Genomic DNA, 16,493 nt, shown 5'->3' with positions numbered 1-16,493 from the left:
AATAGTAAGCATATAAGCATCCCAAATTTCAAGTGAATTATTGTTTAAGAAACGCAGGACCTTATGGTATATTTTAAGAACAGAGAAGAATAATAATTAGCAGAAACGGAATGATTTCAGCGTGAAAAAGATATTATTATACTTCAATATTCTCATGATTATTCTCATCATCTTGGGTATTGTTCTAATCGTGGAACAAAATCAAAAGGAAAAAACAAGCACTTTGATGGCAACACCCACACCTGCTAGAGCAATTCCACCCAAAGAAACCGATCCAATTAATATGACTAAGGACTTGCCTCCCTCTCAGCGGAAGACATCCGTTCTATTGACCGCACCGTTAGTTAAACAATTACCCGAATTGTTAAACGGCTGTGAAATAACATCCTTAACAATGCTCTTGCAATATTACGGAATTAAGAAGGATAAAATGGATTTAGTCCCGGAGCTTATTCGGGATGATACACCGATTATTAAAAGTAAGAATGGTCAAATTTTAACCTGGGGAGATCCGAACATTGGATTTGTCGGCGATATTACCGGCAAGAAAATTGGTTACGGTATCTACCATGAACCATTATATCAACTGCTAAAAACTTACATCGATACAGCTGTCGATTTAAGCGGTACTTCCTTGAGTGAATTGGAACAGAAGCTTTCAGCCGGCTACCCGGTCGTAGTTTGGACCACAGTTAACTATAGTGCACCAGCGGAAAATGACTGGAAATCGTGGAGTTCTCCGACTGGAACGATTAAAGCTACTTTTAAAGAACATAGCGTTCTATTGGTTGGCTATGATAAAGATCACGTTTATCTAAACGACCCGCTTAGCGGCAAGAAACAAGTAAAAGTGAATAAACATATTTTTTTGTTAGGTTGGACAGCCATGGGCAAGCAGGCCATTTCTTATGGTAATTGAAAAGGGTTTGTTGGGCATAAGAGGATAATACTCACACGGCCTCTATTATCCTTTCCTTCGCCAATTAGTAAAAGAAACAAGCCCCGTAAACGGACTTGTTTCTTTCGGTTTTTTAATGGTTTTTCGTTGTCATTTCCCCATAAACTTCTTCTGTTACGACACGCCGAGCTGTCACATACCGTTTTTCATAATAGTCCTCGGAGAGGCTACTAACTCTTACCCCTTTGCTGCTGGATGAATGAGCGAATTGTTCATTACCGATATATATGCCGGCATGAGATATGCCCTTTCCATCTGTGTTAAAGAACACGAGATCGCCAGGTTTTAAATTCTCTTTTGCAACTTTTATTCCCTCTTGCGCCTGTGCCTTGGATGTCCGTGGAAGATCTACATCATATTTATTGAATATGTATAAGATGAATCCTGAACAGTCAAAGCCGTTTGTTGTTGTCCCCCCCCATTTATAAGGAGTTCCAACGACCTGATCAACGGCATGTTTGATATCCATTCCGTTTGCAAACGCACTTCCAGCAAAAGCAAAACACATAGTACCCAATACAAGTGAAGCAATAACTTTCTTCAAAACAGTTTCTCCCTTCGATGCCTACGAGGTTAGCTAAGGGTTCGGAAGAAGGTTTCCCTATAATCCTTAAGTGCAGATTAATTCACCCGAGAGTGGATCCCCCGTTTCCATTTTTTAAGAGGAATTCGGCAAATTTCGTTTTGTTTTTTATTTCGGTTTATTCATTTCTCTTTTTTCTATCCAATTCCTTCTTATTTTCTATTAGAATAATCTCATATTCGACAAAGAATGAATGAATATAATATATTTACTTGTTTTATATACCGATTCCTTTAACCGCTATTTTGATCCAGCTTATTCCTTTATCCCGACTTAAGAAAACGTTTCGTTCAGATGTGGAAAATGCTATTTCGTTTTCAATTTGCGGGTTTTGGGCGATGTAAGTAATGAAATCATTCGGGTTAAGGGCAGGTGTAATAAGCGATCTTATTTCTTCGTTTATTTGCCACAATAATTTCTTTCCTCCGATAAATAAATCGCCGTTTTTTCCGAATGCTACGGCAGTCACTTCTTCCTCAAGAGCTAGCTTCTTAAATTGATCGCCATAATTGCTCGACAAGAAAACACCGTTGCTTGTTCCGATGGCAACCGTTTGAGGGTCTGAAGGATGAGCGGCTATTGCTGTCATTTGCCCGTCCAATCCATTTAACTCGCTCTTTTTCCACGTTTTCGCGTTATCTAATGTTACGTATACGCCCGATGTACTTAACCTTGTATTAGCTTCCGGATTATAGACATAAATGGCGTGCGTTTTATACCCTGCTGCCATCCCATGAAAATCCATGACACCCTGTAAATCCAATGGGATAATCGTTTCTCCGTCATTAGTAACTTTAACAATTCCAAGAGGATTAACCAGATCTGACCCTAATGCAGGATGACCACTGCTATAGAATCCGTCGTCAACAAGATTAAATCCCATATAATCATGCTTGTCCCCTTCAAAGGGGTTCCAGCGATCATTTCTATAGGCCATAATTCCTTCATGTGCGGGAATTAATAGCTGTGTACCGTCGTTCGTGAAACCTAATCCATGAATATGAGTGATGTTTGCGTTTTCTTTTTTAGACGGCAGCACTACTAATTGGACAAATGCAGCACTCAAAATTCCTAAGAGTAGTCCTCCTGCCCACCAAGTTTTAGGCATGATAGCCGAACCTTTCTTTTTCATTAACTGTTCCTCTCTACCCGATTATTTGTCCAACCACTTCAATTTTTCAAAATATTCATCTTGATTGATTTCGCCATTAGCATAACGCTCGCCTAAGATCATCCGGGGATGGTCTTTTACTTTACCCATTTGCAATTTACGAATGATGAAATAAATAGTTAAGCCAAGTATTACAACAAGCACGATCCCTGCAATAGCCATCATGATACACATTTGCATCATAGAAGAGTTTCCTGTCATATAATCCATCATCATGACAAATCAGCTCCTCTCTTCGATATCATTGTCGATTTCTATTCCATGATACAATTCACATTTGATGATATTGTGTAGGAAATAAAATTCTTATGACAACGTATGCTTATAAATAATCCATTGGATTTTGAACTTCTTCATTGATTCTGACTTCAAAATGGAGATGATTGCCGGTTGAATTCCCTGTCGATCCTACTTCGGCAATTTTCTGTCCTCTGTTAACTTTTTCTTCTTCCTCCACTTTTATTCCGTTCATACGAATATGGGCATACAGCGTCCACATGCCGTTTCCATGATCAATGATAACCGTGTTTCCATATCCGCTTGTCCATCTTGCCAGCAAGACCGTACCTGATTGGGCAGCTAATATGTCCCTTCCTCCTGGCGCCCCAATATCAATCCCCTTATGAAAAGTGTCCTTCTCCCCCGTTATCGGATCTTCCCGGTCTCCAAACGGAGATGTAATGGGATAGGTTTTAGCGAATGGCCAACTAAGCTCAGTTTCCTTGGAAGGTGAACTATCGATGGTGGTTTGATGCTCCTCGTGCTCACTTTCTTTTAATGCTTGCTCTTCCAGCGTTTTTTTCTTCTCTTTGAGTGCAGCAGCTTCTCTGGCCATATCCAACAGTTTAATTTCTTGATCCTTTGATACCGTTAGCAGCGCCTTCTGTTCTTGCTCTAAAGAAGCAATTAATACTTGCTTTTCCTGCTCCTTAAGACGAAGCTCACTCATCATCTGATCCGTTTGTAAACGGAGCTCCTTGACCTCAAGCATTTGCTCCTCCATCTTTGTTTGCTTTAGGGAAATGTTTGTTGCATCTGCTTGGTTTTGTTCGATGATGGATTGGTCTTGGGCAATAATGATTTTCAGGCTCTCGATCCGGTCAATAAAATCCATAAAACTATTTGATTGCAATAGAACATTTATATAGGAGACCGCACCATTTTGATACATGAGCCGAACACGATTATCTTGGAGCTTTTTTCGCTCTGTTAGACGGTTCTTTATCTCTTTTAGCTGTACAGCGGTATTAATTATATTTTGCTGCAAAGAAACGATTTGTTTGTTATAACGCGTAAGCTGTTCACTTGTACGATCCAGATTTTTTAGAATCGTAGTGATTTCTTGCTCTGCTACAGTTTTATCATTAAGTACTTCTTCCCGGCTGTCTTGACTGTCTTGCGCTTTTTTCTCTGCATCCTTCATTTTCTCTTCAATATCTTGAATTTCCGTATCCAGCCCATCCACTTCGGCTATCGCCCGGCTTTGGCTTGGGTAGGCAAGCAAACCAGACATTAAGGAAAAGATCAGAAAAAATATTACTTGTTTCCTCAAGTAGAAACCTCCTGATCACTGCGCGGCATGTAAGTATTGACTCTTTGGAAGATCAATCACATACATTTTGTGCCAAAGCGCTAAATTGTAAAATAACCAAATAATCCGAGCGTAATCACCCTGACCATGTTTATGCTTCATAACGATTTCTTCAATGGTTCTCATGTTTACAATGTTATCGATTCCGCTTGCTTGAATTTGTTCCAGCATAACACGCGTCCGTTCCGTTTTAAGCCATTGTCGTAATGGTACGGGAAACCCAAGTTTGGGACGGTTAATAACTGAATCTGGAATGACGCCACTTAAAGCCCTTCTTAACACATGTTTGGTGGTGCCATTCGATATACGGTAAGCTGCCGGTATTTGACTGGCAATTTCGAATACTTCTTTATCTAGAAACGGTACTCTCAATTCCAGGGAATGAGCCATGGAGCATTTGTCGGCTTTTGCCAAAATATCACCAGGCAGCCATAGATTCATATCGATTAATTGCATTCGGGTCACATCATCTAAATGAGATGTTTGATTATATATTGGCTTCGTGATCGGATGCGTGGACAAGGAATAGTCTATATGTTCTGGAATTTTGTGCAGAAAGTATTCTTTCATGCTTTCGGTCAGTAAATTGGCATTACCAATAAATCGCTCTTCCAGTGATCGCGTTCCCCTTAACAAATAATTCTTTCCGTAGAAGTTAAAAGGTAAGGATCTTATTTGTTTATTCAAAGCTCTCTTTATTGAATCAGGCAGCCATGAAATATATCTTAGTGCAGCAGGCTCTTGATAAATCCGATAACCGCCAAACAATTCATCCGCTCCTTCACCGGAGAGGACCACCTTTACATGATCTTTGGCTAACTTTGCAACCTGATATAAGGCCACTGCGGAAGGATCCGCTACCGGTTCATCAAGATGCCAAATGACATTAGGAAGAGCATCGAAATATTTTTCTTCCGTAATGATATTATAAAAATGCTGTGTTCCAAGCTCTTGGGCTGTATTGGCAGCAATTAATGTCTCATTTTGCGGCCCGTCGAAGCCGACGGAGAAGGTCTTGGTTGGTTCAAGTTGACTCATATAAGTAGCAATTGCAGTGGAGTCGATTCCGCTGGATAAGAAGCAACCGAGAGGTACTTCACTGTGCATATGATATTTAATCGAGTCCAAAAGTTTATGACGAATTTCATTTTCGAAATACGTAATAGGCTTGTCCAAAGGATTGAACATCGGTTGCCAGTATCGTTTTATTTCAACCTTTCCATATTGTATGGTCAATTGATGAGCCGGAGGAAGCTTATGAATATGCTCGAACATCGTATCCGGCTGCGGCACGTACTGAAACGACAAGTAATCAAGAAAGCTTTGGTAATGGAGGCTGGCTTTTATGTCATCGGCGGCAAGTATGCTTTTAATTTCGGAGGCGAAGACAAACTTGTCCTTATCTTGATAATAATAAAATGGCTTAATACCAAAGTGGTCTCTTGCGGCAAATAATAACTGACGATTGCGGTCCCATAACGCGAAGCTAAACATCCCCCTCAGGTAGTTGAGGCACTTCTGTCCATATTCCTCATAAAGGTGAACAATGACTTCAGTGTCTGATTTCGTTTTAAAACGATGTCCCTTTGCTTCAAGAAGCCGACGAAGTTCGTTATAGTTATAAATCTCTCCATTAAAAATAATCCAAATCGATTCATTTTCATTGCTTAAAGGTTGGTTTCCTTCCTGAATATCTATGATTGATAATCTCCGAAAGCCCAATCCAATTTTGCCTTCTACCCAAAATCCGGATTGATTCGGTCCTCGGTGAATCATGACATCCGTCATTTCCTTCAATTGCTGTCTGTAAGGTGTTCTTTCGTCAAAGTACAATATACCGGCTATTCCGCACACTATTATCAACCTCATTTCTACATTTTCCCCATTTTAAAAAGGGATTTTATTTACTACGATACGTAGTTTATTAATAAAACACTACCTATTGTAGTATTTTGTTGTCGGTTTCGCAACAGTGAGCAGATTAAAAATCATTTAACTATTGTCTACATTAATTCTTCATAAGTGTCTGTTACGATTAAATAAAAGATTCGGGTATCTGCTTGTATACCTGGCGGTTCGATAAAGGGAATTATCATTCCACAATGGATATGGGTTCGGGTAAAGATTCGAATACCCTATCAAACATTTCGGAGATACTGGGGCATGTCAGTTCGGATTCTACAGCTGTTTATCTTAATGTGGATGTACGTTTTGATTGTAGTTTCCATACAGACACTACAACGTGTTCCGTGATCGTCCCATACTACAGCCTGCGGATCATACTTCCTGTATAGTAATTATTGTCAGCCATGAAATTACTGTAATATTAAATACGTACATGGAATATAGATTTTGAAGATGAGTATCTGCAGAAAGCCATAAGGATGTAGAGAAACAATATTAGATGGCACTTACGGATTATTTGCTTGTCGCGCAGGGGCTAAAAGTGTCCGACTTGGTTAAGCGTCAAAACATGAACTCCTTAAGCAGTTCCTTGGCAAACCGTCGTTGCAAACTGGATTCGTGGACATTTGGAAAGTAACCTTGTCAAACGCAAGAAGTGATATTATTAGCGCCAGCGATTGGGCACAATCGGTTGAAGACTTGGAATAACACTGTGCCAACTGTAATATAACACCGATTGAACGTGAATACGAAACCACAGTTGAAGAGCTTCTGAAACAAATTATAGGAGGCCATACGATGGGGCTCTTTAGCCGATTGAAAGATCTGTTCAAGGCGAAAATCCCGCAAGAAGATTATCCGGTGCGAGTACTAAGTGATTTTATTGAGTTTTACTCTGAAAAACTGCGCGAACTATCTGTATCCGTAAACAGATCGGAATCGGAATGGCTGCTTCTAAAAGGAAAAATGAATCTACATATAGTCAATTCGGCCATGTACCGAGATAAGGCCGATCAAGAAGCTAGACTAGGAAATGCCGACATGGCCAAATATTGGCTGGTGCAAGCACTTTCACAGGAAACCTACTCCGAGAATTTAAAGTCGGAGGTGGAAAGATTGCAGCGGACCACTAAACAATCGAAAGATACATTAACTCAACTAGAAAACAAACTTCTGACTGCTAAAGAGATGCGAAAAAAATTCATGCTTCGTCAGGAAGCCGCCAAATCAACGATGCAAATGAATGCGGTTCTAAAAGAATCATTTTCCTCTTCTGCATTGGAAAGAATGGAAGAGGAAACTTTTCTAGCCGAAGCCAAGGCTGAATTAATGCAATCACGTCCAAAATAGTTTTGTTAACGATCCGAACGCAGGTAATATGCCGGAATAAACAATCAAATGGCGCTCATTTGACGAGCGCCATTTGATTGCAATTGTTGATTTTATGCAGCCATTCTACTGCATGTTCAGCACAAGCAAAGCAGTGCCGAATGCTGCGCCCAATATTTTTGTAACTGATAATCGTAAACGAGAATATGATGTAAAAAATGTTGTAGGAGTGAGAACAAAATGCCGTCCATAGTAGGATTTATTAAGATTGTAAGTGTTGGATCAAGTGCAATAGTACAATTTGGTGATTCTGTCCAACTGAGTCCCTCAAGTCAAACTAAAACGTATGCAGGATCCGGTTCTTTTTTAACTGGGAGCTTGGCAAATGCTAATAATGCAGTTAGTTCCACCAATACCCTGGATCCTGATATTGAAGATTCTAATTCAAATAATATAGGCAGTGGTGTAAACGTGATTTAAAAACGTGGCCCTTATAGTCTTGTAGGACCAGCAAAAAGACGACCTTTATCCGATGGCCGTCTTTTCGCTATATAAGCGGCCCTATATGGCTCAATTTTTTACTTCATCAGTTTCAATATCCTCTTAATATTTACGGAAAAAATCGCCAGCGCTCATTGTAACTCCATGCCAATAAGAAGGAAATTTCGTCCTCCAGTACATGGTCCTGCAGGATTTCTCGCGGGAATTTCTCATTGTTATACAAGAAAAAAGGTACAGCCAGCTCAATTTCTTGAATGACTGTCCCGCTATTTTAATGGTAAGTATACATGAAATAATGTGCCTGCATTACTTTCCGCCCAAACCTGTCCATCATGACGCTCAACAAGCGCTTTTGTAATCGCAAGGCCTAAACCTCCCCCCCCCATTTTACGGTTTCTTGATTTATCAACTCGATAAAAACGTTCAAATACATTGGAAAGCTCTTTATCGGGTATGCCAATGCCGGTATCTTCAACCGTAATCTGAATACCATCGGGTTTCATAATACCGTAAATCTTTACTTTCCCATTTGCCTGAGTGAATTTGAGGGCATTTGATATCAGATTTGTCCAAATCTGGATGAGACGATGCTCATCCGCGTAAATCGTAATATCAGGAATTATCCCTTTTTCCAATACTACTCCCTTTTCAGAAAAGGAAGGCTGCATGAAGTTGATGACTTGATCAATCGATTTTACTAATTGAACCTCTTCCCGAGACAAATCAAAATCGGGTGACGAGAGGGTTTGCAGTTCTTCTAAATCATTAACAAGATGAATTAATCGATGTATTTCTTCCCGGCTTGATTGAATTCGCTCTGGCGTAGCCTCCCATATCCCGTCTTGAATAGCAGCTAAATAACTGTTTAGCGTGGTTAAAGGCGTACGGAGTTCATGTGCGATATTTTCCGTCATACTTACCCTTAGTTGCTCTTGCTGCTGCAATTGATCCGCCAGATGATTAATGGAAGCTGCCAGCTCTCCTAATTCATCTTTTGGTATTCCTTTTAAAGGTAAGCGAACATCTCGCTTTCCACGAGCCATAATTAAAGTTAAGTTTTTCATGCTAATCAAAGGGGAAGAAATCCGTTTCGCGATATAGATACTTAAGATCAAAGCGACAATCAGAGCGCCTCCAATAGTCATACCGACGGACTGGATAATCGCTTGCTCTAAATGCGTGTTCAACAATTCGGTTTTATTATGGCCTTGTTCCATTTCGTTTCCATACAGTTGGAAATGGTAATGCGTTGCATTAATGATGGTGAACGAAGCCAATAGGAGAATTAATCCGGTATATATAATAAGTAGAACACTTAATCGAAAGGATAGCGATTTTTTCATGATATGCCTCCGTGAAATCGATAGCCGACGCCAAATACGGTTCGGATAAAGAATGGATTTTTCGGGTCCTCTTCAATCTTCTGACGCAAGTTTTTTACATGCTGGTCGATCGAACGAGAATCACCTTCAAAATCAATCCCCATTACCATCTCGATTAATTCTTCACGAGTAAACGTTCGCTCCGAATTTCTCGCCATTACAACAAGCAGTTTATATTCGTTTGGTGTTAAGCTTATTGGGACTTGATTGACATATACCTGTTTGGCATGGCTGTCTACCATTAAACGCCCGTTTCCATATTTCAATCTCTCGGCAAGAAGTTCATGTTGGTTCGTTCGGCGCAATACGGACCGAATCCGCGCTAGTAACTCCCCAGGGTCAAATGGTTTAACGATATAATCATCCGCACCAGCCGCCAGCCCTTGAATGCGGTGGTGGGTAGATGCTTTAGCTGTTAGCATAATAATCGGTATCAATTTCGATGAGCGGATCCGATTACAAAGCTCCTCCCCATTCATATCAGGCAGCATGAGATCCAAAAGGATTAAATCGAATGCTTGTTTTTCAATCTCATGAATAGCGGATTGACCGTCGCTTGCCTCAACAACTTCGTATCCGGCTTTCATCAAATAGGCATTGATGACTTCTCGAATTTTATCTTCATCTTCAACAATTAAAATCTTGCTCAACATAGCTCACTCCATTCATCTTTGTATAAGTGAAGTATTTCCATTATGAAGTCATTGATCCAAGTACTATATCCCCTATCATTCTCATAATCTAGTAGTACAAATATTGCTAGATGAAAGATTTGCTAGGAGGCGGGCTTGCTGTGCAATATAGAGGCAATAATTTAAAACGATTTATATTCTTTTTTACCGTTTCTTTTTTTACCATAATTGGAATTCATATCTATCAGACGAGTCAAATCTCATTAATGAGTTCACTAGCTAATGTCCCTTCTGAGGCATCATCAAATACTAATAATACGAATGATTCTGCAGCGAACATGTTGGATTCAAGTCCTGTTGCAAGAGTGGGTACGAATAGGTTTGATGACAGTTCAATAATCACAACGGAACAGAAAGTAAATATAAATCTTTCTTCTTTGCCTAAAATACTCATATACCATTCTCATAATCGCGAATCCTGGTTGCCGGAGTTAAAAAATGATGTTCAATCCGCAGATCAGGCTTTTGATCCTAAATTGAATGTTACGTTATTAGGTGACAAACTTAAAACACAGCTGCAGAAAAAGATAAAAGATATTCCCGTAATCCACTCCAAAAAGGACTATCCAACCGTTATCGGCAGCTTCAATTATGCGAAATCTTATACCTATTCAAAAGCCACCATTAAAGAAGAGTTGAAGTTACACGAAAACATCGGGTATTTGATAGATTTGCATCGTGATTCACAGAAACGTGAAAAAACAACTATCCGATTTCAGAATTTAGATTATGCGCAAGTTTACTTTGTCGTAGGTACGAATAATCCGAATTGGCAACGAAATATGAAATTTGCCGAACAAATACAAGATGGATTAAATGCTAAGATTCCCAATGTATCAAAAGGCATATATAAAAAGGGCAATGAAAGCGGGAACGGTGAATATAATCAATCTTTGTCTGCAAACAGTGCCTTAATCGAAATTGGAGGAGTTGAAAACAATTTAGAAGAAAGCTATCGAACAATTGAGCTGTTAGCCGGTGTTATTCAAAACATTTGGGTAGAAGATACTGAGCATAAACGGATTGATTCCTAACTGCTAATTGCTAATTGCTAATTGCTAATTGCTAATTGCTCGATCTTTGAGCTTTTATTAGCAGATAAACAGGTCATTTTCTTTTTGGAAGAAAATGACCTGTTTATTCCGTCTTGTTGTTATGTCAAGTATACAAAAAAATTATGATGAAACTGTGAAGGAAGTTAGATAATTTTTTTACGAAGATTGTTTGTTTAATCTCGCCCTTTTCGCTGCCTCATAATCAATTATTTTTCCATTGATAACTAATGTTGGAATAGACGAAATTCTATAAAGCCGGGCTTTATCAACACTTTCCATAATAGCATTGCTCTTATTTAATTCATAAATTACAATCTCGCAGTTAGAACATGCTAAATCTTTGACTTGCATGATCATTTCTTCACACAAAAAGGTTCCAGCTGTAAACACTTCGATCTTAGCCATTATTCCCTCCTGAATGATAATAATTGAATGATTTGGCAATAGCTTTTTGAATGTGCCGGATTAGGATCATAACGATTACTTACTGACTCTAAAATGGCTTTAAAATGAATCAATTGTGCGACTTTCTCCTCAATCTCCATGATTTTCGACTTGGCAAATTGGCACATCTCTTCAATGGGAAAGTTGTCCTCATTTTGATCGATTAATAAAAGCTGCTTTATCTCCTCAAGAGTGAAACCTAATTCCTGTGCTCGCTTAATAAAATGAATTGTTCTTACACTCTCCAAAGTAAATATTCTGTACCCCGATTCCGTTCTTGGAGGTTCCGGTATAAGTCCTCTCCTTTCATAATATCGAACTGTCTCAATGTTAACATTGGCTTCTTTCGCGACTTGACTGATCGATAAGCCATTCATTACAAGTCCTCCTCTCATAGCTATTATCAACCCTTTATTAAGGTACAGAGTCAATATCTTATTTAATTTTATGAAGCCCTTTTCGTTACATCCTTTGCTTCATGTTAAGTTTCTGAGTAATTCTAACTGATAAGACAAAAGGCAGCCGATTTTGTTAATCGGTTGCCTTTTATCTACTCTTGCTGCGACTCCTTACGTACATACTGTTTACGCCAACCGTACGGTGTCAATCCACGCGGCTTGTATATAGCCAGTATAGTGGCTACAAGCAACACAAGAAGAGCAGCACCGGATGCGACAACGAGTTGAATCTGTGTGCTGAGATCGCTATTTGTCAATGTCCTCTCTGCAGCTACGCCTGCCATGTAGCTAATCGGCTGCATATGCACCAGCAAACCGATAGTGGAAAGGATAGTCATCAGTAATTTGATCATGATCCAATAATGCCGGAACAAGCCCCACTTTGTCCCCAAGGACAATACAATCCCAGTTAGCAGAGATGCAAGACATAATGGAACAATAACAGCTCGGACGATCAACTCCATCGCGAGATACGCGGTACGAACAATCTGAGCATCCTGACTGTTTATACCAGTGACGGCGAGAGCTAAGAAGCCGGCAACCGCTCCGAACCAGCCGACCGATGAAGTGACATGTGCAGTGAGCACAAATTTGCGGAGTCGGAGTGTCATGATTGTTCTACCCCGTGTTGCATGGTGTGGCCTCCGAAGCCACGACCGGTAAGGTGTAGAACCACAAACAGCAGGATAAGGACAAGGGCTATGATTCCAAATACTTTCACCCATCTTGGTGTACCGGGCATCGGTCTGCAGTCGGACTTGTTCGTGTCCTCATTATTTAACTTCGACATTTGCTCATCTCCTTATCTTGTAGACAATTCATATTGTAATGAAATGAGGTAAACCACCGATAAAAAAATAATAAACAAATGTGAAGAATGTCTAAAAAATAATAAAGCGCCGGATGAACTTATCGTAGCGGAAGAGAAAACCGAATTCCTAGTCCCCCATATTCGGAATGAAATGCGCTGATTACACCGCCATGACGTTCAATGATAGATTTACAGCTAGCCAGGCCTAGCCCCGTGCCGCCATTTTTCATTTTTCTGGACTTATCGACCGTATAAAATTTTTGAAACAAAGAAGAAAGCTCCTGCTCGGGCACTCCCTTGCCGTTATCCTCAATCTGTAAATATGCATCTTTGCCCCGTATATATCCACTCATATAGATTTTTAGATGCTTCTTCTCTCCGTATTTCACCGCGTTACTGAACAGATTCCCAAATACACGACGAATCATCGGCTCATTTAACATAACGAGTTGGTTCGGAAGAAAGGAATGCTCCCATGTAAGCTCAACATCAAAACCGGATAATTCAGTCTCATATTCAGCTGCGATATTATCAAACATTTTTTGTACGCTTACTGAGTTCAACGTCATGGTTTCCATAGTAAGCTCGTCCCTGGTATACGCAGAGAAAGCGTCAATCAATTCAGCGATGTACTTGGATTTCTTGATTATGAGCCCATAATAGTCCTGCTTTTCCCTATCGGATAGATGTTTCTGTATCGTAAGCAGCTCCATAAAACCATTGATGGCCGTGAGTGGTGTTTTCAAGTCATGAGCGATAGCTGCAATCATATCGACCTGTTCCTTATGAGCCTGATAAAGTCTGTCTTCCATCTCATTAAAATGATTGTACAGCTCCCCGATTTCATCCCTCCTTCTTGATTGCAGAAAAGTACGGGATTGCCCGATTTTCACTTTTGTCAGTCTTGAATTCAGGATCTGAATAGGTTTGGTGATATTGAAGTGAAGATAAACGGTTAATATAACAAAAGTGATGCCCATTAGTATGCAAAGTACCAGGAGCAATTGAAAATGTAACGGCCCCATTATGTTTTTTAACCACATATGACCTTCATCTGCGACTAATGCTTTTATTAGGTATAAAAATATGAATAAAGTGGTCAACATAAACATCAGCAAAAATAGTAAGGGAAGCTTTATTTTTAGCTTCATTTCCTTTAATTCCCCTCCACATATCTATATCCGATACCCCAGACGGTTTTTATGAAATCATGCTGACTGCCAAGCTTTTTCCGGATATTTTTTATATGTACAGTAACGGTGTTTAAGTCTCCGAACTCGTCTCCCCAGACATTTTCATAAATTTGTTCCCTTGTCAGGACATGATTGGGATGTTTCATGAGGAAGGATAGTATCTGGAATTCCTTAGTCGAAAATTCCAGCTTTCGTTGATCCAAAACAGCTTCGAAAGTTTTTTCATTCAACGCGAGCAGCGGAACGGAAGCTTGGTTATTCATTACCGCTGCCTGATGGAGCCCGTTCCATTCGCTATACATACGGTCTATTTTCCTGAAATGAGCTTTTATCCGCGAAGTAAGCTCCTGGATGCTGAATGGTTTGGTCATATAATCGTCCGCCCCGATTTCGAGTCCGATGATCTTGTCAATATCCCTGTCTCGAGCGCTAAGCAACAAAATCGGGATATTAGAATCATTTCTGATGTTCCTGCAAACCTCCAACCCGTCCATTTCCGGCATCATGATATCAAGAACAATAAAATCAATTTTGTTTTCTTTCACGATGGATAGGCTTTCTTTTCCGGAATATGCTGGAATAACATGAAATTGTTCGAATTTCAGACTTTCTGTAATTAATCTCACAATATCATGATCATCATCAATCACCAACACCGTTTTACTCAATCTTTTCACCAGCTTTTTTTGCTTATTTTGTGTTTTCTTATTAAATTGTATCTTATTAAAAGATTACGCAACAAGTAAGCCCAAACCCCCGGTCGTTGATTAACCGGGGGTTTGATTTAATGAAGTAATTTAATTATTTCATTTAGATTTTCCGCGAAACCAATAAACACTTTATTATCAATAACAATTGTCGGAACGATTTGTTTGTTCGTCAAGTTCCAAACTTCCTCAGCATACTTGATGTTTTCTTCGCAGTTGTATTCGATAAAGGGAATTTGTTGTTCTTTGAAGTAACGTTTGGCATAGTTGCAATCGCTGCAGGTCGGTATCGTATAGATTTTTAAAGGTTCATTCATCTTAAGCTCACTCCTTGCATACTTGGCAGATTTTATTCAAGTCAGCCGATGATATTCTTTAACTTTTCAAGTGAAACCCGATCTACGAACTTGCTAAATTTCTCTTTCCCTTTGGCATTCGATTTATAGTAATCAATGAGCGAAGTAATAACCGGGACGAGACGATCTTCCGTTAATCCGGTAAGAAGCAATTTGGCCATAGAGGCCTTGAGTCCTTTAGGTTCGCCGCCAACGTAAATATCGAAGGTATTGCGCATTTTTACGACTCCAATATCCTTGAGTAAAGGTTCGCTCGTTCCAAGAGCGCATCCTGCATAGCCAATTTTTAACGGTGTCGGTGTTTCGATACCTGCAATGGATTGATTTATGATTCGAGCCGTTTCTAGTCCAGCCTCCTCCGCTCCTTTGCAGAAATTGCAGGCAATCAGACTTTTGGTTACAAAGCCGGCAGGATAAACTTCAAGGCCGGCAAGCTCAAGTTCTGCCTGTATACCTTCGAGCCGTTCTGCCGGCACCTCCACATAAAGCTGCTTGAACGGAGTCATTTCGATTCTGCCATCCGGGCCTGCGATTACACCGATCTTGGCAAACTGTTCCGGTGTAAATAAACTTCCTCCGACCTGAATCGTCGAGGTCACCGCAATTTTCTTTATTTCCCCCATGGTTATTCTCCTTTAGAATATTTTTATGGAATATCTTTCGTCGAGCGGGTGAACATGGATGAAGGATCATCCAGCGTTTCTGCCCTCACGCTTTAGGATCCACCGATAGCAAAGATAAACGAAAAAAAGAAAGAGCATATAACTCAGCGATATCCATAAAACATTTCCTACATCGGTTAACAGCTGATCCCCGACAAAAGCGAATACGAACATCACAGGTATTTTACCAATCAGCGTTGCTGCTGCGAAGGTACTGAATTGCATGCGGCTTATTGCTGAATAGACGTTCACTACAGCAGCAGGGACAAACGGAAGTAGACGAGCAAGTAAAACCGCAAAAAACGCATTTTGTTCTACAAGTCTGGTAAATTGGTCGACTCGTTTGAATTTATCCAAAAGCCGGATACTCTGCCCCTGAAACACGAACCTTACCATTAAAAATTGTAGTGCAGCTGCAAGCGTAGAACTTATTACATTGAACAAACCGCCCCAAATGGGGCCATATTTAACCCCAATAATCCCTGCAATTACACCGTATGGAATGACAGGAATGAGGGCAAACAATACAGCCCCGCCAAATAAAAGTGTAAAGCTATCTGCCTGGTCATCTTGAAGCCATTGAAGTATCGGTTCTTTGTACAGGATGATGGCGATAACCGAAAGAATGTATCCGAGAGATAGAAGCCATTTCTGCATCATCCGTTTGGCCTCCTAGCCGCGTCACTTAGTGTAAC

General features: G+C 40.0%; 19 protein-coding genes, 1 pseudogene and 1 riboswitch. Of the genes and pseudogenes, 4 read left to right on the top strand and 16 right to left on the bottom strand.

Going from position 1 to position 16,493, the window contains the following annotated elements:
• Positions 1–121: 121 nt before the first annotated feature.
• Positions 122–919 carry a C39 family peptidase gene (locus WFJ73_RS22745; protein ID WP_336775244.1) on the top strand — a complete coding sequence of 266 codons (798 nt, stop codon included), beginning with the start codon at positions 122–124 and terminating at the stop codon, positions 917–919.
• Between the two features lie 112 nt (positions 920–1,031).
• Here WFJ73_RS22745 and WFJ73_RS22740 read toward each other — a convergent pair whose 3' ends face one another.
• From WFJ73_RS22740 to WFJ73_RS33450, 6 genes and pseudogenes are all read right to left on the bottom strand, one after another.
• A complete protein-coding gene (locus WFJ73_RS22740; RefSeq protein WP_336775243.1) occupies positions 1,032–1,502 on the bottom strand; it encodes a C40 family peptidase in 471 nt (156 codons plus the stop codon).
• 3 nt (positions 1,503–1,505) lie between these two features.
• Positions 1,506–1,643: riboswitch (cyclic di-AMP (ydaO/yuaA leader) on the bottom strand.
• A 115-nt stretch (positions 1,644–1,758) separates the two neighbouring features.
• Positions 1,759–2,673 carry a F510_1955 family glycosylhydrolase gene (locus WFJ73_RS22735; protein WP_336775242.1) on the bottom strand — a complete coding sequence of 305 codons (915 nt, stop codon included), beginning with the start codon at positions 2,671–2,673 and terminating at the stop codon, positions 1,759–1,761.
• A 21-nt stretch (positions 2,674–2,694) separates the two neighbouring features.
• A complete protein-coding gene (locus WFJ73_RS22730; RefSeq protein WP_336775241.1) occupies positions 2,695–2,928 on the bottom strand; it encodes an SHOCT domain-containing protein in 234 nt (77 codons plus the stop codon).
• Between the two features lie 106 nt (positions 2,929–3,034).
• A complete protein-coding gene (locus WFJ73_RS22725; RefSeq protein ID WP_336775240.1) occupies positions 3,035–4,264 on the bottom strand; it encodes a murein hydrolase activator EnvC family protein in 1,230 nt (409 codons plus the stop codon).
• A 15-nt stretch (positions 4,265–4,279) separates the two neighbouring features.
• Positions 4,280–6,157: an asparagine synthase (glutamine-hydrolyzing) gene (gene asnB, locus WFJ73_RS22720; protein WP_336775421.1), complete on the bottom strand. Its 1,878-nt coding sequence runs from the start codon at positions 6,155–6,157 to the stop codon at positions 4,280–4,282.
• A gap of 284 nt (positions 6,158–6,441) precedes the next feature.
• A pseudogene (locus tag WFJ73_RS33450) lies at positions 6,442–6,573 on the bottom strand (PCYCGC motif-containing (lipo)protein); the annotation flags it as partial.
• A 433-nt stretch (positions 6,574–7,006) separates the two neighbouring features.
• On the opposite strand from WFJ73_RS33450, the gene WFJ73_RS22715 reads away from it, so the two are divergent.
• Complete coding sequence (locus tag WFJ73_RS22715) at positions 7,007–7,558, top strand: PspA/IM30 family protein (RefSeq protein WP_336775239.1); 552 nt, start codon at positions 7,007–7,009, stop codon at positions 7,556–7,558.
• 219 nt (positions 7,559–7,777) lie between these two features.
• Positions 7,778–8,017 (top strand): spore germination protein, encoded by a 240-nt coding sequence (locus WFJ73_RS22710; protein WP_336775238.1) that lies wholly within the window; start codon positions 7,778–7,780, stop codon positions 8,015–8,017.
• Positions 8,018–8,304: 287 nt separating this feature from the next.
• Here the strand turns inward: WFJ73_RS22710 and WFJ73_RS22705 are convergent, their stop codons facing one another.
• Complete coding sequence (locus WFJ73_RS22705; protein WP_336775237.1) at positions 8,305–9,381, bottom strand: sensor histidine kinase; 1,077 nt, start codon at positions 9,379–9,381, stop codon at positions 8,305–8,307.
• Complete coding sequence (locus tag WFJ73_RS22700; RefSeq protein ID WP_442955988.1) at positions 9,378–10,070, bottom strand: response regulator transcription factor; 693 nt, start codon at positions 10,068–10,070, stop codon at positions 9,378–9,380. The genes WFJ73_RS22705 and WFJ73_RS22700 overlap by 4 nt, the downstream gene beginning before the upstream one ends.
• Positions 10,071–10,213: 143 nt before the next feature.
• Here WFJ73_RS22700 and spoIIP point away from each other — a divergent pair, with 143 nt between their 5' ends.
• Positions 10,214–11,146, top strand: coding sequence for a stage II sporulation protein P (gene spoIIP, locus WFJ73_RS22695; protein ID WP_336775235.1), 933 nt, complete (start codon positions 10,214–10,216; stop codon positions 11,144–11,146).
• Positions 11,147–11,323: 177 nt separating this feature from the next.
• On the opposite strand, the gene WFJ73_RS22690 is transcribed toward spoIIP, so the two are convergent.
• From WFJ73_RS22690 to WFJ73_RS22655, 8 genes are all read right to left on the bottom strand, one after another.
• On the bottom strand, positions 11,324–11,572 hold the full coding sequence (locus WFJ73_RS22690; protein ID WP_336775234.1) for a glutaredoxin: 249 nt from the start codon (positions 11,570–11,572) through the stop codon (positions 11,324–11,326).
• On the bottom strand, positions 11,572–11,988 hold the full coding sequence (locus WFJ73_RS22685; protein ID WP_336775233.1) for a MerR family transcriptional regulator: 417 nt from the start codon (positions 11,986–11,988) through the stop codon (positions 11,572–11,574). The genes WFJ73_RS22690 and WFJ73_RS22685 overlap by 1 nt, the downstream gene beginning before the upstream one ends.
• Before the next feature lie 173 nt (positions 11,989–12,161).
• Positions 12,162–12,680, bottom strand: coding sequence for a DUF2269 domain-containing protein (locus WFJ73_RS22680; RefSeq protein WP_336775232.1), 519 nt, complete (start codon positions 12,678–12,680; stop codon positions 12,162–12,164).
• Between the two features lie 298 nt (positions 12,681–12,978).
• Complete coding sequence (locus tag WFJ73_RS22675) at positions 12,979–14,031, bottom strand: sensor histidine kinase (protein ID WP_336775231.1); 1,053 nt, start codon at positions 14,029–14,031, stop codon at positions 12,979–12,981.
• A 5-nt stretch (positions 14,032–14,036) separates the two neighbouring features.
• Positions 14,037–14,741, bottom strand: coding sequence for a response regulator transcription factor (locus tag WFJ73_RS22670; RefSeq protein ID WP_336775230.1), 705 nt, complete (start codon positions 14,739–14,741; stop codon positions 14,037–14,039).
• A 116-nt stretch (positions 14,742–14,857) separates the two neighbouring features.
• Positions 14,858–15,097, bottom strand: coding sequence for a glutaredoxin family protein (locus WFJ73_RS22665; RefSeq protein ID WP_336775229.1), 240 nt, complete (start codon positions 15,095–15,097; stop codon positions 14,858–14,860).
• A gap of 41 nt (positions 15,098–15,138) precedes the next feature.
• The gene (locus WFJ73_RS22660; protein WP_336775228.1) at positions 15,139–15,759 is read right to left on the bottom strand and encodes a nitrite reductase; all 621 of its coding nucleotides are present in this window, start codon (positions 15,757–15,759) and stop codon (positions 15,139–15,141) included.
• Positions 15,760–15,825: 66 nt separating this feature from the next.
• Positions 15,826–16,458, bottom strand: coding sequence for a TVP38/TMEM64 family protein (locus WFJ73_RS22655; RefSeq protein ID WP_336775227.1), 633 nt, complete (start codon positions 16,456–16,458; stop codon positions 15,826–15,828).
• Between the last annotated feature and the right edge of the window lie 35 nt (positions 16,459–16,493).

Source organism: Paenibacillus sp. MMO-58 (genome assembly GCF_037146255.1).
GTDB lineage: Bacteria > Bacillota > Bacilli > Paenibacillales > Paenibacillaceae > Pristimantibacillus.
Note: the sequence above shows the minus strand (reverse complement) of the source record. Positions and strands in the feature narration are given on the sequence as shown.

Coding starts and splice junctions, on each gene's coding strand:
- WFJ73_RS22735 (WP_336775242.1), bottom strand. CDS start 2,673: ATGAAAAAGAAAGGTTCGGCTATCATGCCTAAAACTTGGTGGGCAGGA.
- WFJ73_RS22660 (WP_336775228.1), bottom strand. CDS start 15,759: ATGGGGGAAATAAAGAAAATTGCGGTGACCTCGACGATTCAGGTCGGA.
- WFJ73_RS22705 (WP_336775237.1), bottom strand. CDS start 9,381: ATGAAAAAATCGCTATCCTTTCGATTAAGTGTTCTACTTATTATATAT.
- WFJ73_RS22730 (WP_336775241.1), bottom strand. CDS start 2,928: ATGATGATGGATTATATGACAGGAAACTCTTCTATGATGCAAATGTGT.
- WFJ73_RS22685 (WP_336775233.1), bottom strand. CDS start 11,988: ATGAATGGCTTATCGATCAGTCAAGTCGCGAAAGAAGCCAATGTTAAC.
- WFJ73_RS22680 (WP_336775232.1), bottom strand. CDS start 12,680: ATGACACTCCGACTCCGCAAATTTGTGCTCACTGCACATGTCACTTCA.
- WFJ73_RS22715 (WP_336775239.1), top strand. CDS start 7,007: ATGGGGCTCTTTAGCCGATTGAAAGATCTGTTCAAGGCGAAAATCCCG.
- WFJ73_RS22665 (WP_336775229.1), bottom strand. CDS start 15,097: ATGAATGAACCTTTAAAAATCTATACGATACCGACCTGCAGCGATTGC.
- WFJ73_RS22710 (WP_336775238.1), top strand. CDS start 7,778: ATGCCGTCCATAGTAGGATTTATTAAGATTGTAAGTGTTGGATCAAGT.
- WFJ73_RS22675 (WP_336775231.1), bottom strand. CDS start 14,031: ATGAAGCTAAAAATAAAGCTTCCCTTACTATTTTTGCTGATGTTTATG.
- WFJ73_RS22655 (WP_336775227.1), bottom strand. CDS start 16,458: ATGATGCAGAAATGGCTTCTATCTCTCGGATACATTCTTTCGGTTATC.
- WFJ73_RS22690 (WP_336775234.1), bottom strand. CDS start 11,572: ATGGCTAAGATCGAAGTGTTTACAGCTGGAACCTTTTTGTGTGAAGAA.